This window comes from Streptomyces sp. NPDC050625 (assembly GCF_040654755.1).
GTDB lineage: Bacteria > Actinomycetota > Actinomycetes > Streptomycetales > Streptomycetaceae > Streptomyces.
Window position 1 is genome coordinate 26,887 of record NZ_JBFAIQ010000015.1, and the last position, 21,480, is coordinate 48,366.

At 65.7% G+C, this 21,480-nt stretch carries 15 protein-coding genes and 2 pseudogenes; 16 read left to right on the plus strand and 1 reads right to left on the minus strand.

All coding sequences use genetic code 11. The annotated features are described in order from the left end of the window. Window positions 1–236 precede the first annotated feature (236 nt). The 4 genes and pseudogenes from AB0I54_RS28460 to AB0I54_RS28475 all read left to right on the plus strand — a co-directional run bounded on the left by AB0I54_RS28460 (window position 237) and on the right by AB0I54_RS28475 (window position 9,488). The gene (locus AB0I54_RS28460; protein WP_363299008.1) at window positions 237–1,547 is read left to right on the plus strand and encodes an MFS transporter; all 1,311 of its coding nucleotides are present in this window, start codon (window positions 237–239) and stop codon (window positions 1,545–1,547) included. 427 nt (window positions 1,548–1,974) lie between these two features. Beyond that, a pseudogene (locus AB0I54_RS28465) lies at window positions 1,975–3,109 on the plus strand (S8 family serine peptidase); the annotation flags it as partial. A 1,511-nt stretch (window positions 3,110–4,620) separates the two neighbouring features. Next, window positions 4,621–8,706: a discoidin domain-containing protein gene (locus AB0I54_RS28470; RefSeq protein WP_363299157.1), complete on the plus strand. Its 4,086-nt coding sequence runs from the start codon at window positions 4,621–4,623 to the stop codon at window positions 8,704–8,706. Between the two features lie 275 nt (window positions 8,707–8,981). After that, window positions 8,982–9,488: a flavin reductase family protein gene (locus AB0I54_RS28475; RefSeq protein WP_363299009.1), complete on the plus strand. Its 507-nt coding sequence runs from the start codon at window positions 8,982–8,984 to the stop codon at window positions 9,486–9,488. Here the strand turns inward: AB0I54_RS28475 and AB0I54_RS28480 are convergent. Then, window positions 9,472–10,437 (minus strand): LysR substrate-binding domain-containing protein, encoded by a 966-nt coding sequence (locus AB0I54_RS28480; RefSeq protein WP_363299010.1) that lies wholly within the window; start codon window positions 10,435–10,437, stop codon window positions 9,472–9,474. The two genes, AB0I54_RS28475 and AB0I54_RS28480, sit on opposite strands and share 17 nt — an antisense overlap. 149 nt (window positions 10,438–10,586) lie before the next feature. Here AB0I54_RS28480 and AB0I54_RS28485 point away from each other — a divergent pair, with 149 nt between their 5' ends. From AB0I54_RS28485 to AB0I54_RS28540, 12 genes and pseudogenes are all read left to right on the plus strand, one after another. Further along, on the plus strand, window positions 10,587–12,050 hold the full coding sequence (locus AB0I54_RS28485) for a 2-hydroxymuconic semialdehyde dehydrogenase (protein ID WP_363299011.1): 1,464 nt from the start codon (window positions 10,587–10,589) through the stop codon (window positions 12,048–12,050). A 7-nt stretch (window positions 12,051–12,057) separates the two neighbouring features. Then, window positions 12,058–12,876: a fumarylacetoacetate hydrolase family protein gene (locus tag AB0I54_RS28490; RefSeq protein ID WP_363299012.1), complete on the plus strand. Its 819-nt coding sequence runs from the start codon at window positions 12,058–12,060 to the stop codon at window positions 12,874–12,876. Then, complete coding sequence (locus tag AB0I54_RS28495) at window positions 12,873–13,814, plus strand: acetaldehyde dehydrogenase (acetylating) (RefSeq protein ID WP_363299013.1); 942 nt, start codon at window positions 12,873–12,875, stop codon at window positions 13,812–13,814. The genes AB0I54_RS28490 and AB0I54_RS28495 overlap by 4 nt, the downstream gene beginning before the upstream one ends. Beyond that, window positions 13,811–14,854 carry a 4-hydroxy-2-oxovalerate aldolase gene (gene dmpG / locus AB0I54_RS28500; protein WP_363299014.1) on the plus strand — a complete coding sequence of 348 codons (1,044 nt, stop codon included), beginning with the start codon at window positions 13,811–13,813 and terminating at the stop codon, window positions 14,852–14,854. Before AB0I54_RS28495 ends, dmpG begins: the two co-directional genes overlap by 4 nt. Then, window positions 14,851–15,654 (plus strand): fumarylacetoacetate hydrolase family protein, encoded by an 804-nt coding sequence (locus AB0I54_RS28505; protein ID WP_363299015.1) that lies wholly within the window; start codon window positions 14,851–14,853, stop codon window positions 15,652–15,654. Before dmpG ends, AB0I54_RS28505 begins: the two co-directional genes overlap by 4 nt. Beyond that, window positions 15,647–16,087, plus strand: coding sequence for a RidA family protein (locus AB0I54_RS28510; RefSeq protein WP_363299016.1), 441 nt, complete (start codon window positions 15,647–15,649; stop codon window positions 16,085–16,087). Before AB0I54_RS28505 ends, AB0I54_RS28510 begins: the two co-directional genes overlap by 8 nt. After that, a complete protein-coding gene (locus AB0I54_RS28515; protein WP_363299017.1) occupies window positions 16,084–16,614 on the plus strand; it encodes a 3-hydroxyanthranilate 3,4-dioxygenase in 531 nt (176 codons plus the stop codon). The genes AB0I54_RS28510 and AB0I54_RS28515 overlap by 4 nt, the downstream gene beginning before the upstream one ends. Then, window positions 16,611–17,615 (plus strand): amidohydrolase family protein, encoded by a 1,005-nt coding sequence (locus AB0I54_RS28520; RefSeq protein ID WP_363299018.1) that lies wholly within the window; start codon window positions 16,611–16,613, stop codon window positions 17,613–17,615. The genes AB0I54_RS28515 and AB0I54_RS28520 overlap by 4 nt, the downstream gene beginning before the upstream one ends. Before the next feature lie 5 nt (window positions 17,616–17,620). Continuing rightward, a complete protein-coding gene (locus AB0I54_RS28525) occupies window positions 17,621–18,421 on the plus strand; it encodes a tryptophan 2,3-dioxygenase family protein (RefSeq protein WP_363299019.1) in 801 nt (266 codons plus the stop codon). Between the two features lie 32 nt (window positions 18,422–18,453). After that, complete coding sequence (locus tag AB0I54_RS28530; RefSeq protein ID WP_363299020.1) at window positions 18,454–19,035, plus strand: NAD(P)H-dependent oxidoreductase; 582 nt, start codon at window positions 18,454–18,456, stop codon at window positions 19,033–19,035. 91 nt (window positions 19,036–19,126) lie between these two features. Next, a complete protein-coding gene (locus AB0I54_RS28535) occupies window positions 19,127–20,464 on the plus strand; it encodes an MFS transporter (RefSeq protein WP_363299021.1) in 1,338 nt (445 codons plus the stop codon). A 438-nt stretch (window positions 20,465–20,902) separates the two neighbouring features. Next, window positions 20,903–21,379 (plus strand): annotated as a pseudogene (locus AB0I54_RS28540) (transposase); the annotation flags it as partial. Window positions 21,380–21,480: the final 101 nt, after the last annotated feature.

Here is a 21,480-nt window from a genome sequence, read left to right on the forward strand (position 1 = left end):
GATCCCCAGAGCTCAGAAACGCGAGACTTCACCCCTCTCAGTCTCTCTGCCTGTACATGAACCCTTGCATCCCGGTCTGCCCGAGGCAGTAAAGCGACGTCTACGCCCTGTCATCGGGTCCACTATGCGCCTTGGGTGGCACGCCAAGCCAACCAGCGCGACGCGAGCTGGACTCCTACTCCAATGAAGGATTGGCTATGTCTATCTCAGCTACAGGGCGAAGGTCTGAGCAAGAAGTGAAATACGCGAAGCCAGAGGGGAAACGGACGTCTCGAGCGGCGTTCTACGGTCTCCTCGTCGACTACTGGGAGATCATGCTTCCGGTCGTGGCGCTTGGCCCCGCCATGGGCTACTTCGTCCCGGAGGACCTGCCGGCGCAGACGAAGGCCACGCTGACGTTCCTCACCTTTGCAAGCGCCTTTCTCGGGCGGCCGCTGGGAAGCATCATCTTCGGTCACCTGGCGGACACCCTCGGCCGTAAACGCACAACTGCCTTGTGCTCAGTCGGATTGGGCCTCTCAGTTCTCCTCGTCGCGCTGCTTCCGGGCCACAACGCCATCGGTCTCTGGGGCCTCGCCGGAGTACTCATTCTGCGGCTGGCGGGCGGAATCTTCATGGGTGGGCAGTACACGGGCGCCAATCCGCTCGCGATGGAGTCGGCCGAGAAGTCACGTCGTGGCATCGTGGGAGGCTTCATCGCGTCGGCATGGCCGGTGGCCTATGTCGCCGTGTCTCTGCTGACGGCCCTCCTGGTCGCAGTACTGCCGGACGGGTCGCCCGCATCCGCCTACTCCACCTGGGGTTGGCGTATCCCCTTCGTGTTGGGCGCGATCATGGGGTTCGCCCTGTTCCTGTACGTCCGTAGGACGGCGGAGTCGGAAGTGTGGGCCGCGAGCAAGAGCAGTACGGAGCAGCAAAAGCGCTCCCGGTCGCCGCTTGTGGAACTGTTCCGCGGGGACAATCTGCGTAATCTTGCGCAGGTCTTCCTGCTCATGACGGGCATTTGGTTCGCCATTCAGTTGCTGACCGTCGCCCCCACGGGACTGCTGATCTCGTACATGGGGATCCCCAGCCAGCACGTCATCTGGGGACTGCTACTGGCCAACGTCGTGCTCTTCCCCTGTTACCTCCTCCTCGGTGCGTGGGGGCAACGGTTCGGCCGCCGCAAGACGCTGATCGTGTCTGGCATTCTGACCGGAACGGTGTCTGTGGCTTCGATGATCGCCATGCTGCGGACCATCAACTCTGATGGACCGTTCTGGCTCGCGATGGTCTTCTACACCGTCAGCCTGTGCATCAGTGTCGCACCTAATGCGATCATGATTCCGTATGCGTGTGAGCGCTTCAAGACCGAGGTGCGCGCGTCGGGGTATGGCATCGGTTACACGCTCGCGGTTGTTATTCCGGGGCTGTACTCCTTCATTCTCGTGGGGCTCGGTAAGTTCATTCAGTACGAGTACGGGGTCGTGGTGCTCCTCGCAGTGGGCGCGGTGTGCGTCGTTGCCGGGGCCGCGCTCGGTCCGGAAACGAAGGACACCGATCTCTGAGGACGCCCAGTCAAGTCGCGGCGGACGCTGCCGACTGGCCCAACCCCTTTCGTCGGGAATCGAGGATCAGCACAACCCAGAACGTGGGGCGGCAATCTGGACCAGCCGCCCCACGTTCTTTCGACCGAAGAGTGGTGCTGAGTGAGACGACGATCACGCTCGACCCTTCGGTGGGCGTGGACCCCGTTTCGCTTACCTGACAGTGACGAACTGACCGCAACCCTTGGAGACTCGGTCGGCACCGCAATTCGCCTCCATGCCTTGGCATGAGCGACTCCAACCGCGCCGGCCGGATGAACCGCACGGACATCTACAACCTCGACTCCAGGGGAGGCCTTGCGCAGACAAGTAGGAAGAAAAGGTGTTGCGGTCGTCGGCACGGCCGCAGTGGTGACCCTCGCCGCGACTCAGACCAGTTCCGTTACCCATGAAGGCCGAGCCGAGCGCGGGCGACGCCATGCAGCCCACGACCAAGCGCCACATCGTGCTGATCACCGGTGACCGTGTGCGGCAATGGACGCGTCGTGGGCATGCAACCCGAGAAGGGCCGTGAGCGCATACCCGTCCAGGTCCGCAGGACCGGCGGACACACCCTCGTGATCCCTGCCGACGCGGCCCCGCTGGTGGCCGTTGGCACAGTCGACCGGCGACTGTTCGACATCGCTGAGCTGGACAAGGCCGCGACCCGCAAGGCTCAGCAGAACGGTCTGAAGGTCATCATCGCCTACCAGCACCGCGTCCGCGGCCAAGGCAGACGTCCGCGACGCCGGCACCTTGCGCCGTACGCTCAAGTTCCTGAACGCCGACGCCGTGCAGTGAAGAGGGCACGGCCGGCCTCTGGGACGCCGTCACCCATGGCGGCCGGGCCGCATCAGGCATTGCCCACGTCTGGCTCGACGGCTTACGCAAGATCGCCCTCGACAAGTCCGTCTCGCAGATCGGTGCTCCCCGTGCCTGGTCCGCCGGCCATGACGGCAAGGGCGTCAAGATCGCGGTTCTCGACACCACCCACCCGGACCTGGCGTCGCAGGTCATCGCATCCAAGAACTTCACCGCAGCAGCCGATGCCACCGACTAGTCCGGCCATGGCACACATGTTCGCGGCCATCGCGGCCGGCACCGGAGCCAAGTCCGTCGGCAAGTACAAGGGTGTCGCCCAGGGCGCCCGCATCCTCAGTGGCAAGGTCCTTGACGATTCCGGCGCTGGTGACGACTCCAGCATCATCCCCGGCATGGAGTGGGCGGCAGAGAAGGGTGCCGATGTGGTCAATCTGAGCTTTGGCGGCAGTGACGCCGAGGACATCGATCCGATGGAGGCGGAGATCAATCGGCTCTCCGCGGAGAAGGGCATCCTGTTCGCTGTCGCCGCAGGCAACGCCGGCCCCGAGACGGTCGGTACGCCTGGCACTGCGGACGCCGCCCGAACCGTCGGTGCGGTCGACGACAGCGACAAGCTGGCCGACTTCTCCAGCACGGGCCCGCGCGTCGGCGACGGCGCCATCGAGCCGGACATCACCGCACCCGGCGTCGCGATCACAGCCGCCTCCGCCTCGGGCAGCGTCAGCGCCGGCCAGTTCGGCGAGAACTCGCCCGACTGTGGGACGCTCGACGGTACGTTGGCACACAGAATCGGCTAGAGCAGGTGAGGACATCCATCGGAAGGACGGTCGATGCGCCATGCCGCACACTCGCGCGCTCCCGGCCAGATCCGTGCTGGGCGACGTGGTTCTTGGGGCGTGCTCGCCACCGGTTACGGTTCCGGAAAGCGGGTCTCGTGCACTTCCCGTCGGATATCGGAGGTGACCGCGACCGTGGCGGGGGACGACGAAGCCGCACTGGACGAGAACGGCGGAGGCGCCGCCGCATTCCCGACGGGGCTGGACCTGCTCGTTGATGCGCCCTCTTTCGTTGGATGCCGCAGTCCCCGGCGGTCGAATCCTTGCCGCTGCGTGCGGTCAGGTCCATGTACACCTGCTCCGTGGAGACCTGGACGTCGCTCAGCCGGTGCAGCCGGACGTGGCCTTGGTGGGTCAGGTCGCCGATCTCGGCGACGGTGTGGCCCTCGAAGGTGAGTTCCGCCGAACGCGGACGTGTCGACGCTCACCGCGTCTGTCGTCATCAGGCGACGGACCAGCCTCACCCGCTCCCGGAGTCGGGCACCACGGCGCGTGCCGAGGCGGGGAGAGGCGGCGGCAACCGGGAACTCGGCCTTGGAGGTGTCGCTCAGCAGCCGGTCGCGTCCGCTGACGAGGAGATGGTCGGCCGTCTGTCGGTGTGCGGCGGGATCACGGGGAGCCGTGAGTCAGGACGGGGCGGCCCCCATCCCCGAACAGCACCCTGCACCACATGTCTGTTCGCGGTGGCCATATGAGAACAGGGCTGCACGTCGGCCTTGGCGTGTCTCGCAACTCCTGGCTTCGCACCTCGCTCGGTCCTCAGGTCAGGGACATCCTGGCGTGTTTCGTTGAGAGGTACAGGTCCGTCACTACAGGTGTGACCTCAACCCCCTGCACATGTATGCCTTGCGTATCCGAATGGCCGACAACATGTGGGACGTGGAGACATGACGTGAGACACAAGCACCAGTCCACATACACTAAACTTGATCACGGATCGGTCGCCGCGGCTTCTGTACAGCTGTTATTGCATGGCAGCCAACCAAGATACGCTCCGCCTCTATGGGAATTGCAGGTGCAAGGCTCGACGACCGCCAAACGCCCTATTGCGCATCGGATGACACTGGGTTCGGCGCCCCCTCCTCCCTTGGACGCATGCCGCCCAGGCCGGAACTGCGGCGCGCTCATGGGGCATTGGGGGAGTAGTCGTGACTTGCTGATCACACCTCCTCATAGACGGGTCTGCCGCGTCAGGGTATTTGGTGGGTTCCACCTCACATGTAGTTGCTGATGCAACTCCATCGGCTGAGCCGTCGATGTTTCATGTGTCTCTTCCGTCAAGGCTCTTGACAGGAACTCTTGAGGAGCACAGCCTTTGGCAACGTTGTCATAGTCGAGCCACGCGGCCATCAACCGCTCGGCCTATCGGCTTCGTTCTGCGATTGGAACCCTCGTTCATGGCACATCAGGTGGATGAAACGCGTCATCCTTCACGTCGATCCATCGTCGGTGCAGGCTCGACTCTTCTGGCGAGCCTGGGACTTGGAGCCATTCTGCCCGGCATAAGTGTGGCTGCCGAGTCCGTGGGAGCTCAGGACCGACCGACCCCGTCAGGCGAGCTGGCAATCTACCGTCCCGTCGAGGTGTCATCGACGGCCTATGCGCCCACTCCGCCTGAATTTGCCGTCGATGGCATCACCATCCGCGGAGTGCGCGGCACGGGCTGGCGGGCCGCAGGCGGTGACCCGCAGTGGATATCCGTCGACTTGCAGGCTGCCTGTGAGGTCACCTGGATACGGCTCACCTTCGAGGCGGACGCGAGCGACCCGGTGTTCATCCCACGTCCGAGTGGCAACTGGGCCGATGGCACCACGGGCAAGGAGATCCTCTCGAGCTATGCGGTCGAGTTCGTGGTCGAGACGTCTGCCGATCACACCTCGTGGACCAGTGTCTACCGCACCACTGCCGGCGCCGGTGGGGCGGTGGAGATCCAGCTGCCCCGACCGGTGACGGCGCGCTGGGTACGCATGACGGTCGGTAAGCGCTCCAGCTCCAACCCGCTGGGCCTGAACGGCTTCGAGGTGCATGGGACCGCCAAGGGCCACCGCCCCGTCACCACAGGCTGGACCGACTGGGGCACCCACGACGACGAGGCGCCGCGCCTTGCGCTCGCCGATGACGGAACGGTTCCTCTCGAGTCCGGCTGGACCCTCACCATGGACGACTGGGCGGAGGGCGAGGGCGCCGAGTTGTCGAAGGCGGGCGTGGACACCAGCCGCTGGCTGCCGGCCACAGTCCCTGGCACGGTCCTCGCCTCCCTGGTCGACCAGGGGAAGCTGCCGGACCCGGTCGCCGGTCTGAACAACCTGCGCATCCCCGAGGCTCTGTCGCGCCACGCCTGGTGGTACAAGCGCGGCTTCGAGCTGCCCCGCGGTCTCCGGAGCGGATCCGGCCGCAGGATCTGGCTGGAGTTCGACGGCGTCAACCACAAAGCCGACATCTGGCTCAACGGCGAGCACGTGGGCGGATTGACCTACCCCTTCGCCCGCTCTGCCCATGACATCACGCGGCTGCTCGCGACGAACGGTGAGAACGCGCTGGCAGTGAAGATCACGCCGATGCCCGTTCCCGGCAGCCCGGGTGACAAGGGCCCGGCCGGCGAATCCTGGGTGGACGCGGGGGCGGGGCAGATGAACCTCAACTCGCCCACCTACCTGGCTTCGTCAGGCTGGGACTGGATGCCGGCCGTCCGCGACCGCGTGGCCGGCATCTGGAACCACGTACGGCTGAGATCGACCGGCGATGTGGTCATCGGTGACGCCCGGGTCGACACCGTGCTGCCCAGGCTGCCCGACACGTCGCTCGCCGAGGTCACCGTGGTCGTGCCGGTCCGCAACGCCGCGGCCGACGACCGCAAGGTGACCGTGTCGGCCGCCTTCGACCGGGTTCGGGTGGCGAAGACCGTGACAGTCAAGGCCGGTGAGAGCACGGAGGTCGTCTTCGCGCCCGACGCGTTCGGTGTCCTGCGTTTGAAGAACCCCAAACTGTGGTGGCCCAACGGCCTGGGCGACCCGGACCTGCACGATCTGACGTTGGTCGCGGTCGTCGGCGGTACCGAGAGCGACCATCGCACCGTCCGCTTCGGCATCCGTCAGTTCGGCTACGAGTACGACACTCCGCTGCCGTTCGCCGCCACAGGGAACACGTACACGCAGTCCGTGGACTTGGGCAAGCAGCAGGCCCGCTACGTCCGGATCAAGTGCCTCACGCGGGCGACCGGATGGGGAAACTCGTTGTGGGCGCTGTCGGTGTTCGACAGTGACCGGCCCGGTACGGACCTTGCCCTGCATGCCGAGGCGACGGCGTCCAGCAGCGACGGGGACGACCACGGACCCGGCAACGTCACCGACGGTGACTCGGGGACCCGCTGGTCCTCGGCCTACCAGGACAACGAGTGGATCCGTGTTGACTTGGGCTCACGGCAGTCCTTCGACCGCGTCGACCTGGTATGGGAACAGGCGTACGCCGCGACGTACGTGGTGCAGGTCTCCACCGACGATGCCACCTGGACCGACGCGAAGGCCGTGGACAACACGGTTGTGCCGCTGCCGATCAACTTGGGTAATGCCAGTTTGCAGATCGAGGACTTCGATTCCCGCACGGCTCGCTACGTGCGAATCAACTGTGGCATCAGGCATACCAGTTGGGGCAATTCGCTCTGGTCACTGTCGGTGATCGACAGTTCTGCACCCGGTACCGACCTCGCACTGCACAAGACAGCCACCGCCTCCACCGAGGAAAGCGGAAATCCCGCCGCACATGCAACGGACGGCAACCGGGGCACCAGGTGGAATTCGCAGTACGAGGACCACCAGTGGATCCAAGTCGATCTCGGTGAGCCCAGGAAGTTCGACCGGGTGATCATCCTCTGGGAGCCGGCCTACCCGAAGACGTACGTCATCCAAGTGTCGGACGACGGCGACAAATGGACCGATGTGAAATCCGTCAGCAACGTCCCGGACCCGTTGAAGATCAGCGTCAACGGCGTACGGGTACTGGCCCGCGGCGGCAACTGGGGCTGGGACGAGCTGTTGCGGCGTATGCCGGCCGAGCGCATGGACGCGGCGGTGCGCATGCACCGGGACATGAACTTCACGATGATCCGCAACTGGGTGGGCAGCAGCGACCGGGAGGAGTTCTTCGCCGGCTGCGATGAGCAGGGCATCCTCGTGTGGAACGACTTCCCCAACGCCTGGGGGATGGACCCGCCGGACCGCGACGCCTTCAACGCGATCGCACGCGACACTGTGCTCCGCTACCGCATCCACCCCTCCGTGGTCATCTGGTGTGGCGCCAACGAGGGCAACCCACCCGAGGCGATCGACAAGGGGATGCGCGAGGCGGTCGAGCAGCAGGCGCCCGGCATCCTCTACCAGAACAATTCCGCCGGCGGCATCATCAACGGTGGTGGTCCCTACAACTGGGTCGAACCGGAGAGATACTTCGACCCCTTCATCTACGGCAGCAAGAGCTTCGGATTCCACAGCGAGATCGGCATGCCCGTCGTATCGACGGGCGCGAGCATGCGGAACATGACGGGCGACGAGCCGGAATGGCCCATCGGGGGCGCGTGGTACTACCACGACTGGAGCGAGCGCGGCAACCAGGCGCCGCATCAGTACAAGGCGGCCGTCGAGGCCCGGCTCGGCGCGACCGACGGCCTGGACGACTTCGCCCGCAAGGCCCAGTTCCTGAACTATGAGAACGGCCGGGCCATGTTCGAGGCGTGGAACGCCAACCTCTGGGAGGATGCGTCCGGCCTGTTGCTGTGGATGTCCCACGCACCCTGGTACAGCACGGTCTGGCAGACCTACGACTACGACTTCGACGTCAACGGGATGTATTACGGGGCTCGCGCGGCCTGTGAGCCCCTGCATGTCCAGGCCGACCCCGTGAAGTGGCAGGTCGTTGCGGTCAACCACACCAGGCAGGCGCTGGAGAACGCCACGGTGTCGGTCGACGTCCACGGCCTGTCAGGACAAGCACTCGGCCGCACCCGAACCACCCGCGTCAACGTGGCGCCGGCGTCGAAGACCGAGGCGTTCGCCGCGGCCTGGACCAGCGACCTCCCCGACCTCCACCTCCTGCGACTCACCCTCAAGGACGCGGCAGGACATGTGCGCTCCCGCAACACCTACTGGAGATACCGGTCGCCGGAGGCCATGAAAGCACTCAACACCCTCAAGCAGGTGTCGCTGGCCGTGTCGATCACGCGTCTGTCGCACTCCGGGACCCGCAGGACCCTCACCGCCACAATCCGCAACCGTGGATCGGTCGTCGCCGCCATGGTGCGACTGTCCTTGCTCGACGACAAGCAGACCGACCGTCTGCTGCCTACCCTCTACAGCGACAACTACCTGTGGCTGCTGCCGGGAGAATCGCGGACCGTGACGCTGTCGTGGCCGGACAATCTCCCGCACAGCGATCATCCGGTACTCCGAGCTGAGGCCTACAACAGCCGGACCACGACGGCACGGTCATAGAGTTCATCGGCACGGTCACCCCGCGCGGTTGGGCGGGGTGACCGTGCCGATGTGTACAACCGACCCGTCGCGATATGCCTGTACAGGCATGATCATGGCCTAGTTCTGCATTGGACGGGCATGGTGGCCCCCGTCACCATGTATGGAACGTGCCCGGCACCTGAGGATGAATCCCATGGGATCGGCGTGTCGCCTGCTCGACTGAGAAACGAAGAGGAATCCAGATGAGTACGACCCCAGGCAGCTCATACGCACCTACTGACCCCCACGCCCTGATGTTCCGAAAGGCTCTTCGGCACTTCCCGAGCGGGGTCTCCGTGGTGACCATAACCGATGGTGACGGTGTCCACGGGATGACGGCCAGCTCATTCGCCTCCGTCTCTCTCGACCCGCCGCTGTGCGCCGTCAGCGTCAACAAGCCTGGCCGCATGCACCAGTTGCTGGAAGCCGCAGATGGCCACTACGCCTTGAGCATCCTTGCCCAGGGCCAGGGTGCGATCGCGGACTTCTATGCCCGTCAGCCGTGGAGTGTGGCTCTGGACGTGGAGATGGACTGGCGTCATGGCTGCCCCACCATCGGCGGTGCCCTGGCGTGGTTCGTATGCAGGAAGTGGGCGGCCTATGACGGCGGCGATCACACGATCTTCGTCGGGGAGTCGCTGATGTACGGCTCGACCGAGCAGGACGATCACCGGCCACTGGTCTGGCACCACTCCGAGTACCACGATCTGGGCTCACAGTTGGCCCGCGCCGGACGGCCTTCGATCACGACTCGGGGTTGACCCTGCCTTGACGGCGGTTCCCGTCCACCTCGATGGCCTCCGCCACCAACTTGTCGATCAGTACTCGGGCCGAAGGCGTGAGCGTGCGAGCGGTGGGCAGCGTGATGCCGACGCTGTGGCCCACGGGTTCGAGTGACATCGCCAGCGCGGAGAGGCTCGGGGCGTCCTCTGTGAGCAACCTCGGCAGGGCCGCGATGAAGTCGGTGTCCTGGAGCAACTTGCGCACCGTCAGGAACGAGGTGGCCTCGACGCGATTGGCCGGCAGCGGGCATTCATGTTGCTGGAAGAACGCCTCCAGCTCTCGACGCAGTGCCGTCTCCGGGCCGGGAAGAATCCATGGATAGTCGGCAAGCATCCTGAGATCCAGGACGCGCTCGTCGGCCAGCGGATGTCCGTCGCGCACCACCAGTACAACTGACTCGTCGTACAGTTTCCGGCGGCTGAAAGCCTCATCCGATGTCTGGGTCAGCCTGCCGACGATCAGATCGAGCCGACCCGCTGCCAGCTCCGCCAGCAGCGACTCGGGTGTCCCGTCGTGCACCACAACGGTCAGGTTCGGGCGTTCGGCTTTGAGGGCTGCGATGGCGCGGGGCAGCAGTACGTTGGATCCGAACAGATGGGTTCCCACCAGGACCGTCCCGCGTTCGGCGTAGGCCAGCTCCATCACGTGCTGGGCGGCCTGGCGAGCCTGCGCAAGCATGGCGCGGGCGTGCTCGGTGAAGGCCTCTCCGAACACCGTGGGCGTGAGGCCGCGTGGCCCGCGCTCGAACAGCTCGACCTCGAGGATCTCCTCGAGTTCCCGCAGCCCGCGAGTGGCGACCGGCTGGGTGACGTGAAGCTCGGCGGCCGCACCGGTGATGGTGCCGCGTCGGGCGACAGCGTCGATCAAGACGAGATGCCGGAACTTCAGCCGACCGTCCAACAAGTGTGGCAGTTCGCTCGGGCCCACTGATTCCTCACCGTCCCCTTGTTCGTATGGCCATGGGTACAGGTATAGCAATTTAGGTATGCCAAGGAAAGTCATTGGCATTTGTCAGGCATGGCGCGGTGCGTTCATGCTCAAGTCAACCGTCCGATATCGGAGACAGGGAGAAGCCAGTGATCGCAGAGGCGGCCGTGCTGCGCAACTTCATAGGCGGGGAATTCCTCGACGACGGCGACCGCTTCGACAAGGTCAGCCCGGTCGACGGCTCGCTCGTCGCGACCGTTGTCGAGGCCGACGCGGCGATCGTCGACCGGGCTGTCCGCGCCGCACGCCGAGCGCTCGACGGCCCGTGGGGCGGCTTTTCCACCGCCGACAGGGTGGCGCTGCTGCGGCGGATCGCCGACCGTATCGATGCCCGGTTCGATGATCTTCTGGCGGCGGAGGTCGCCGATACCGGCAAGCCGGTTCCGCTGGCCAGAGATCTGGACGTCGCACGCGCGGCGGCCAACTTCCGTGCAGCCGCCGACATGGTCGCCGCCGCCGGACTGGACTCGTTCCTCACGGAAGGCCCGGCCGGTCGCGCGCTGAACTACGCTCTGCGCAAGCCTCTCGGCGTCGTCGGTGTGATCGTGCCCTGGAACCTGCCACTGCTGCTGCTGACCTGGAAGGTCGCTCCCGCTCTCGCCGCAGGCAATGCCGTAGTGGTCAAGCCGTCCGAGGAGACACCTTCCAGCGCGACGCTACTGGCCGAGATCATCGCTGAAGCCGGCGCTCCGGACGGTGTCTACAACGTAGTCCACGGGTTCGGGATCGATTCGGCCGGTGAGTTCCTCACCCGCCACCCCGGCATCGACGGCATCACCTTCACCGGCGAGTCCCGTACAGGGTCGGCGATCATGCAGGCAGTGGCGCCGCGGGTGCTGCCGGTGTCTTTCGAACTCGGCGGAAAGAACGCCGCCGTGGTGTTCGACGACGCCGATCTGGAGCGCACCATCGAGGGGCTGGCCCGGTCGACGTTTCTCAACACCGGTCAGATCTGTCTGTGCACGGAACGCATCTATGTCCAGCGTGGAGTCTTCGACGAGGTCGCCGCGGCACTCGCCGAACACGCCGGAACGCTACGTTTCGGCCGGCCCGAGGATCCGGCCACCACGACGGGCCCCCTGATCTCACGACAGCATCGGGAGAAGGTGCTGGCCCACTATGACCTTGCCGTGCAGGAAGGAGCGAAACTCCTTGCCGGCGGCGGTACCCCGGAACTCGGTCCCGAACTCGACGCAGGCGCGTGGGTGCAGCCTGCACTGTGGACCGGTCTGAACAACTCCCACCGCACACTCCGTGAGGAGATCTTCGGCCCGGCTGCCGCTCTCGTGCCGTTCGACACCGAGGACGAGGCGGTACGGCTGGCGAACGACAGTGACTACGGCCTCGCGTCCGCGGTGTGGACGAAGGATCTTGAACGCGGCCACCGCGTCGCGGGAGCCCTGCGCGTCGGCATGGCGTGGGTGAACACCTGGTACCTGCGCGATCTGCGGTCCCCGTTCGGGGGATCCGGACTCTCCGGCATCGGCCGTGAGGGCGGCATGCACTCGCTGCACTTCTACACCGAGCCGACCAACATCTGCATCCATCTGTGAGGACCGTGTGACCACCGTGAGCGAATCCGCGATCGACGCCGCCGTCGAGCGACTGATGTTGGCCGAGCGCGCCCGCAAGCCTGTGCCTCCCGTGCGCGACATACTCGGCGCCGACGACATCGACGGGGGCTACGCCGTGCAGAGCCGCATCATCGACCACAAGATCAGCAGTGGGCGACGGATCACCGGCCGCAAGATCGGACTCACGGCACAGGCGGTACAGAGCCAGTTCGGCGTGTTCCAGCCGGATTTCGGCGTACTGCTGGACGACATGGTGTTCGGCGACCGGGCAGAGATCCCGCTCGACGACTTCCTTCAACCTCGGGTGGAGGCCGAGGTGGCATTCGTCCTCGGCACGGATCTTCCGGCCGGGGGGACGGTCGTGGACGTCATACGTGCCACGGAGTTCGTGCTGCCGGCGATCGAGATCGTGGATTCGCGGATTGCTGACTGGGACATCCGGATCACCGACACCGTGGCGGACAACGCTTCCAGCGGGGCGGTTGTGCTCGGCACCCGCCCGATGCCCCTGTCCGAGGTGGATCTGGCCGGCGCCGGAATGGCGCTCGAACACAGGGGAGAGCCGATCTCGACCGGTGTGGGCGCGGCCTGTCTCGGCTCGCCTGTGAACGCCGTGGCCTGGCTGGCCGGTGAGGTCGCACGACGCGGAGCCCCGCTGCAGGCCGGTGAAGTGATCCTGGCCGGCGCGTGGGGACCAATGGCTCCGGTCGACGGCCCCGGAAGCTATCTGGCCCAGTTTCAGGACATCGGCGAAGTCCGGGTGAATTTCGTGACCGGACACGAGGAAGGAGGAAGGCGATCGTGAGCATTCCCGTGGCGATCATCGGGTCGGGCAATATCGGCACCGATCTGATGTTCAAGGTCAAGCGGCTCTCAAGTGAACTCGAGGTCGCGGCGATGGTGGGCATCGACCCCGAGTCCGACGGACTCGCCCGGGCCCGTCGAATGGGCGTCGCGACCACCCATGAGGGTGTGAAGGGCCTCCTGGCGATGCCCGAGTTCGCCGACGTCCAGCTGGTGTTCGACGCCACCTCCGCCAACGCACACCTGCAGAACCACGAAGCGGTGAGCGCGCACGGCAAGCAGATGGTCGACCTGACACCCGCGGCGATCGGACCCTATGTGGTACCGACCGTCAACCTTGAGGAGCACCTCGACGCACCCAACGTCAACATGGTGACCTGCGGAGGTCAGGCGACCACACCCATCGTCGCGGCCGTGTCGGCGGCCGCCCCCGTCGCCTACGCCGAGATCGTCGCCTCCATCGCGGCGCAGTCGGCGGGTCCGGGTACTCGAGCGAACATCGACGAGTTCACCGCGACGACAGCCCGGGCACTGGAGACAGTCGGCGGGGCGGGCCACGGCAAGGCGATCATCGTGCTGAATCCCGCCGAGCCTCCCCTCACCATGCGCGACACGGTGTTCTGCCTGGTGGAGCAGTCCGGCGAGGAACTCGATGAGGCCGCTGTACAGACATCCGTGGCAACCATGGTCGCCCGGGTCCAGGAGTACGTGCCGGGCTATCGCCTCAAGCAGGAAGTGCAGTTCGACCGCGTCGAAGAGCCGTGGCTGCCGGCACTGGGCAGGCCCTTTCGCGGCATCAAGGTGTCGGTCTTCCTGGAAGTCTCCGGTGCAGGGCACTACCTGCCGGAGTACGCAGGAAATCTCGACATCATGACGTCGGCTGCGCTGCGGACCGCGGAACGCCTCACGCAGGCCCGTATGGAAGGAGCAGCCAGGTGACCGGTGCGGGAACCGAAGCAATCTACGTTCAGGATGTGACGCTTCGCGATGGCATGCATGCCATCGGACACCGCTACAGCGTGGACCAGGTACGCGAGATCGCCGCCGCGCTCGACGCGGCCGGAGTGGCGGCCATCGAGGTCGCACACGGCGATGGCCTGGCCGGCTCCAGCGTGAACTACGGGCACGGTGCGGCGTCGGACGCGGCATGGATCTCGGCAGCCGCGGACGTGGTCCGCCGGGCCACGCTCACCACACTCCTGCTGCCGGGCGTGGGTACCATCGACGACCTGCGGGCCGCCCGGGACCTCGGTGTGCAGAGCGTGCGCATCGCCACCCACTGCACCGAGGCCGACATCGCCGTCCAGCACATCGAGTGGGCGCGCGACAACGGTATGGACGTGGCCGGCTTCCTGATGCTGAGCCACATGAACACACCGGCCGGACTGGCTCAGCAGGCGAAGCTGATGGAGAAGGCGGGCGCCCACTGCGTATATGTCACCGACTCAGGTGGCAGGTTGACGATGCGGGACGTGGCAGCACGTGTGGACGCCTACCGGGAAGTCCTCGACGCCCGGACACAGATCGGCATACACGCCCACGAGAACCTGTCGCTGTCCGTGGCCAACAGTGTCACCGCGGTGGAACACGGGACCCACCGGGTCGACGCTTCACTGGCCGGTCAGGGCGCCGGCGCGGGCAACACCCCCATCGAGGCGTTCATCGCGGTCGCCGAACTCATCGGCTGGGATCACGGGTGTGACCTGTTCGCTCTTCAGGACGCCGCCGAAAATCTGGTCCGCCCCTTGCAGACACGTCCGGTGCGCGTCGACCGCGAGACTCTCACGCTCGGATTCGCCGGGGTGTACTCCAGCTTCCTGCTGCACTCCGAACGAGCCGCACGCCGTTACCACCTGGATGTACGGGACATCCTCGTGGAAGTCGGCCGGCGCGGCCTGGTGGGAGGCCAGGAGGACATGATCGTCGATGTCGCCCTCGACCTGATCGCGGCCAAGGGCAAGGAGGTGGCGCAGGCATGAACGGTCCCTCGACCCAGACCTTGGTCGACTCCCTCGCCGTCCGGCTGGACGACGCGGCGGTTACCCGCACCCCGTGTGCGCAGCTGTCCGCCGATCACGAACTGTCCGTGGACACCGCCTACGCCGTCCAGCGGGCCGTTGTGGAACAGCGCCGGTCACGCGGTGAGTACACCGTCGGCGTCAAGCTGGGTTTCACCAGCCGGGCGAAGGCCGCACAGATGGGCGTCGACGACGTCATCATCGGCCGCCTCACTTCGGGCATGATCGTCGCCGACGGTGACGAAATCGATCTCGGTGACTACATCCACCCGCGTGCCGAACCGGAGGTCGCCTTCAGGCTGAACCGGGACGTTGTTCCCGGCACCGAAGCGGCGGCCGCTTGGGACCTGGTGGACGCCGTCGCCCCTGCCGTTGAGGTGATCGACTCACGGTACCGGGACTTCCGGTTCGACCTCAGCGATGTGATCGCGGACAACACCTCCGCCGCGTCCGCGGTGCTGGGACCGTGGCGGTCACTCGGCGACATCGCCAATCGCGGGGTCGTGCTCGAGTTCGACGGAAGGATCGTAGGGACGGGTTCGACCGCCGCGATCCTGGGGGATCCATTGCGCGCGGTGTCCGCCGCTGTGCGGATGGCGCACCGTTACGGAATATCCCTGTCCGCGGGCACCGTTCTGCTCGCCGGTGCGGCGACCCCCGCCGTGGCACTCCAGGCGGGCACCACCGTCCAGGCCACCGTCTCGGGCCTCGGCCGGGTTCGGTTCTCGGTGGCTTCGCGAGAGAAGGCATCTGATGACTGAGGCACGAGTCGTCGAGGGCAAGGCGACCCCGCGAGGACGCTTTCCGCACCTCAAGGTGGCGGGCGACCTCGTGTTCGTGTCCGGCACGAGCAGTCGGCTGCCGGACAACACCATCGTCGGGGCCGAAGTCGACGCGATGGGAACCACCTCGCTCGACATCCGTGCCCAGACAACCGCTGTGATCGAGAACATCCGCGACATCCTCGCCTCTGTGGGGGCGGGCCTCAGCGACGTGGTTCAGGTCACGAGCTACCTCGTCAACATGAACGATTTCGGCGGCTACAACGAGGTCTACGCCCGCTATTTCGACGAGACAGGACCGACGCGGACGACGGTGGCCGTGCATCAGCTGCCACACCCTCACCTGCTGGTCGAGATTCAGGCGGTGGCCTCTTTGCCCCGTAATCATCCGGAACGGAAGGATGCGTCATGACCGAGATTCCCCCTGTTTACAACTTCGCCCGGTGGGTCGAGGAGAACCAGCACCTGCTCAAGCCGCCGGTCAACAACAAGCAGATGTGGGTGCGCACCGACGACTTCGTGGTCCAGGTCCTCGGCAGCCCGAACCAGCGGACCGACTTCCACGTCGACCCCTACGAGGAGTGGTTCTACCAGGTCAAGGGCAACATGCATGTCAACCTCATGACCGATGAGGGCCTGCGGACCGTCCACGTCCGAGAGGGCGAGATGTGGCTGCTGCCCGGAAACGTGCCCCACTCGCCGCAGCGGCCCGAACCCGGCTCCATCGGGCTCGTCATCGAGCGCATCCGCGAAGAAGGCACTCTCGAGAAGTTCCAGTGGTACTGCCCCAACTGCGAAGCCCTCATTCACGAGGTGGAGTTGCAGGTACGCGACATCGTCGAGGATCTGCCGCCGGTGTTCACCCAGTTCTACGAGAGCGAGAGCGCACGTACCTGCCCAAAGTGCCGGACCGTTCATCCCGGCAGGTCCGCCGCATGAGCCAGGTGATTGACGTCCATACGCACTACGTTCCGCGCGGCTGGCCCGCGTTGAGCGACAAGGACGACGTGCCGTGGCTGCGGATCGACAGCGAGCGGGAGGCGACCATCATGGTCGGCTCGAAGGAATTCAGACGGATCGCTGACGACTGCTGGGACGCCCGTGTGCGACTGGCGGACATGGGCGGCGACAGCGTCGACGTCCAGGTGGTGTCGCCGACCCCGGTGTTCTTCTCCTACGACCGGACACCCGCAGAAGGCATGAAGATCGCCAAGATCTTCAATGACGTCGCCCTGGAGATCTGCGACCCCGCTCGCCACCGTCTCGTGCCGTTCTGCCAGGTGCCACTGCAGGATCCCGAGCTTGCCTGTGAGGAGCTGGACCGTTGCCTCGCAGCCGGTCACCGTGGTGTCGAGATCGGCAACCATGTCGGAGACCGGGACCTCGACGACTCCGGAATCGTGATGTTCCTGCAGCACTGTGCGCAGGTCGGGGCACCTGTCTTCGTACACCCGTGGGACATGCCCACCTCACCCCGGCTGAACCGGTGGATGTCGCAGTGGCTGACCGGCATGCCGGCCGAGACACACCTGTCCCTGCTGGCGATGATTCTCGGGGGTGTCTTCGACAGGCTCCCGGAGACGCTCAAGATCTGCTTCGCACACGGTGGCGGATCCTTCGCCTTCTGGCTCGGGCGACTGGAGAACGCGTGGTACGAGCGACAGGACCTTGTCGGAGTCTCGGAGAAGCCGCCTTCCCAATACACGGGACGGTTCTCCGTCGACAGCGTGGTGTTCAACCCTGCGTCCTTGCGCCTGCTCGTCGACGTAGTCGGCGTGGAGAACATCATGCTCGGCAGTGACTACCCCTACCCCCTTGGCGAACGGCCGGTCGGGCAGGTCGTGCGTCAGGCGGAATTTCTCTCGGACACCGACAAGGAGCGCCTCCTCGGCGGTAACGCCGAGTCGTTCCTGTCGCTTCCCGCCCGGCAGGAGGTCTGATCGCCATGTCGGCTTACAACGCGTACCTGAAGGCGGATGTACTGCACTCCTTGCAGGAACCTGTCACCGACACCGAAGGTGAGCAGTCGTTCCTGGTGATTTGCCAGGTGCAGGAGCTCTACTTCTCTCTCATCTGTAGTGAACTCCAGTTCGCGGCACAGCACTTGCGCGGCGATGATGTGCCGGCCGCCACGGCGTCGCTGCGACGCGCGGCCGATCACTGGGGCGGGCTCAACGCCTCCTGGCGGTCACTGGAGTGGATGACGGCAGGTGACTTCCTGCCGATCAAGGCAGGACTTGGCTCGACGTACGGCAAGTCCTCGTCCCTGCAGTCGTGGAAATTCCGCGAGCTCGTGATCCGGCTCGGGATCAAGCAGCCAGAACTGGCGCATCCGGTCGCCTCGATGACGTCGGAACATGCCAGGCTGCTGGAGATTCTCAAGTCGCCGAGCGTGTACGACGAGGTATTGGCCGTGCTCCATCGACGTGGCCTCGCCATCCCGGACAGGATCCTCAACGGTGAGCCGGAAACACAGCACGAGGCACACCCGGACGTTGCGCGCGCCTGGACGGCGGTCTTCTACGGCGGCGATACCCGCCTGGCCGACCTGCGCGCATGCGGCGAGGAACTGATGCGCGTCGCCGAAGGATACGGCCAGTACGAGCACCTGCACCTGGTGGCGACGCGACGCACATTCGGCCACCGGCCCGCCTACTACGGGACCAGCGGGCTCGACTGGCTCTCCGAGCAGGCGCGCAAGATCCCCTTCCCCGACCTCTGGCTCATGGAGCCAGAAGCCTCCTAGCAGAACACCTGAGTCTGGTGAAAGGCACGCACATGCCGGAACTCACGATCCTCGCCCTGTCGGGAAGCCTGCGGAAGGAGTCGTACAACGCCCGACTGCTCACCGCCGCGGAATACCTCGCGCCACCGGAGATGGTCCTCGACCGCTTCCTCGATCTGGCCGCGATTCCACCCTTCAACGAAGACGCCGAACACCCCGCACCAAGTGCCGTGGCCGACCTGCGACGCCGGATCAGCACGGCGGATGCCGTACTGATCGCCACACCGGAGTACAACGCAGCCATCCCTGGCGTACTGAAGAACGCGCTGGACTGGCTGTCCCGTCCTGTCGAGTACGGCCCACCCGTCCTCGAGCACAAGCCGGTGGCCATCATCGGCGCCTCGCTGGGCCCACTGGGCACCATCCGCGCGCAGCTCGGGCTGCGCATCGTCCTCCACAAGATGGACGCGAACGTACTGAGGCAACCCGAATTCGTCCTTCCGTACGCCGCCCAGCATCTGACCGCTGACGACGGGCTGTCCGGAGACACACCGACCCAAGCGATTCTCCGGAAGGTCATCGAAGGACTGGGCGACCTGGCCCGAAACCAGCGAACGATCAGCTCAGCCGACTAGCGGCCGTCGCCTCGGACCGCCACCCACGGCATCTCCCCCACAGTGAGGTTCGCTGTTCACATCCCCGATCAATCCGCTCATCGGAGTTCCCATGGATCAGCAAGCTCCCCAACTCGTCCCACGTCAGCAACTCAGAAAGAACATCCTTGTCAGCGTGGCGGGATCGGCCATCGAATGGTACGACTTCTTCATCTACGCATCGGCGGCGGCCCTCGTACTGAACAAACTGTTCTTTCCGACCGTCGACTCCGTGGCGGGTACCTTGCTCGCACTCAGTACCTTCGCTGTCGGATTCCTGATCCGGCCGGTGGGGGCTGCGCTGTTCGGTCACTTCGGTGACAAATTCGGCCGCAAGCCCACCCTGGTCGCCGCCATGATGACCATGGGGGCAGCAACCACGGCGATCGGTTTGCTGCCCACGTACTCCGCGATCGGCGTCGCAGCGCCGATCCTGCTGGTCGCGTTGCGGTTGCTTCAGGGGCTGGCGCTGGGCGGCCAATGGGGCGGCGCCGTGCTGCTGGTGACAGAAACCGCGCCCGAGGGCAAGCGGGGACTTTACGGCAGCTTCGCGCAGCTCGGCGTACCGATCGCACTGATCTGGTCCAACCTCATGTTCCTGGCCCTGTCGGCACTGATGTCGTCGGAAGCATTCCTGGCATGGGGATGGCGGATCCCCTTCCTGCTGAGCGTTTTCCTCATCGGAATAGGTCTCTTCGCGCAGTCGCGTATCGAGGAGACACGCTCGGCGAAAACGGCCCCGCGGGCGGAGAAGCCCAGACGTGCGCCCCTGCTCGACCTGCTGCGCACACACCCGAAAGAGATTCTCATCGCCGCCGGCGCAACGGTCATCAACGCCGCCGCGTATTACATCCTGACGGTGTACATGCTGTCCTACGCCACTCAGACGCTCTACCTTCCCCGGAACACCGTTCTGGTCGGTGTCCTGGTCTCCGCTGTCGCTTCCGGGGTGGCGATCCCGTTCGCCGCGGCCTTGTCCGACCGGATCGGTCGACGCAAAGTCTTCCTGACGGGCACAACGCTCTTGGCGGTCTGGGTGTTCCCGATGTTCTTGCTGGTGAACACGGGATCCGGAGTGCTAATCGCGCTCGCCCTGGTCGTGGCTCAGATCTTCTTCAGCCTCACCTACGGGCCCACACCGGCACTGTTCTCCGAGATGTTCGGAGCGCAAGTCCGGTACTCCGGAGTGTCCGTGGGGTACCAGATCGGAGCGGTGGCGGGCGGCGCGATGGCCCCCATCATCGCCACCGCCCTGTACGCAGAGTTCCACACAACCGTTGCCGTGGCGCTCTATCTGTTGCTGATGGCGGCGGTGTCGTTCCTTGCCGTGTTCCTCTGCGCTGAGACCGTGCGCGGCGAGGTCGCAACAGTGACGTTGACGCCCAATCACGCTGCCGCCAAGGTCGAGTGACCTCTGCCGCCGGGTCCGCGGTCCCGCCGCGGACCCGGCAACAGGCGGCCGTGCCGCACGGTCCGTGCCAGACCCAGGTGCGGAAGGGCGCAGATATGTTGGTGTGTGTCGGCGACGCGCGAAAAGTGGTTCTGGATCACTTTCAGTGCCGGAGCCATGAGGGTCACCACGACCGTGATCACGAACGGCTGTGGCTGATGTACTCCTCCAGGACTTGTGGTTCCACCAGATCAAAGGTGTTGTAGTCGAAGTGTCATCCCCGAGGCGAGTTGCTGGCCGGCCGGGCCGGTTCCCGCCTGTCCCACGCCCTGGCGGCCAAGGTAAGCCACTCGACCCTGCTACGGCTGGTCCGCCGCCTGCAGGACCCCGAGACCTCAACACCGCGGGTGCTCGGGGTCGACGACTTCGCGCTTCGCAAGGGCCACAACTACGGCACCATCCTGCTCGACATCGAAACACCAGCCCGTCGACCTGCTGCCGGACCGCAGCACTGCGAGTGTGGCCCGGTGGCTCGCCGAGCATCCCGGCGTCGAGGTGATCTGCAGGGACAGCTCCACCGCTTACGCTGAGGCCGGACGCCTCGGCGCCCCGGACGCGGTGCATGTTGCAGATCGGTGGCACATCTGGTCGAACCTCACCGAGGCCGTCGAGAAGACCGTCGTCCAGCACCGTGCCCTGCTGCGCGAGCGCCAGGACACCACCGCCGCAGCTGCCGAGGCCATGGAAGGGCTGCACCTCGACTTGACTCCCGCGGGGCCGCGGACCACCGGCCGCCTGGACGACCGGGTTCGCGAGCAGCACAAGGCCGTTCACGCTCTGCTCGAACAAGGCATTGCGATGCGGGAAATCGGGCGGCCGGCTGGGACTGGCCCGCAACACCGTGCGCCGCTACGCACACGCGGCGAGTGCGGATGAGCTCCTGGTCGGACAGTGAACCGGCCGCACCAGCATCCTCGCCCCCTACAAGCCCTACCTGCACCGGCGGTGGGCCGAGGGCTGCACCGTCGCCCGCTGCC

Bases quoted from the DNA above. Each gene is read 5' to 3' on its own strand.
- AB0I54_RS28470 (WP_363299157.1), top strand. From the start codon at position 4,621: ATGGCACATCAGGTGGATGAAACGCGTCATCCTTCACGTCGATCCATC.
- AB0I54_RS28475 (WP_363299009.1), top strand. From the start codon at position 8,982: ATGTTCCGAAAGGCTCTTCGGCACTTCCCGAGCGGGGTCTCCGTGGTG.
- AB0I54_RS28505 (WP_363299015.1), top strand. From the start codon at position 14,851: ATGAACGGTCCCTCGACCCAGACCTTGGTCGACTCCCTCGCCGTCCGG.
- AB0I54_RS28510 (WP_363299016.1), top strand. From the start codon at position 15,647: ATGACTGAGGCACGAGTCGTCGAGGGCAAGGCGACCCCGCGAGGACGC.
- AB0I54_RS28515 (WP_363299017.1), top strand. From the start codon at position 16,084: ATGACCGAGATTCCCCCTGTTTACAACTTCGCCCGGTGGGTCGAGGAG.
- AB0I54_RS28520 (WP_363299018.1), top strand. From the start codon at position 16,611: ATGAGCCAGGTGATTGACGTCCATACGCACTACGTTCCGCGCGGCTGG.
- AB0I54_RS28525 (WP_363299019.1), top strand. From the start codon at position 17,621: ATGTCGGCTTACAACGCGTACCTGAAGGCGGATGTACTGCACTCCTTG.
- AB0I54_RS28530 (WP_363299020.1), top strand. From the start codon at position 18,454: ATGCCGGAACTCACGATCCTCGCCCTGTCGGGAAGCCTGCGGAAGGAG.
- AB0I54_RS28535 (WP_363299021.1), top strand. From the start codon at position 19,127: ATGGATCAGCAAGCTCCCCAACTCGTCCCACGTCAGCAACTCAGAAAG.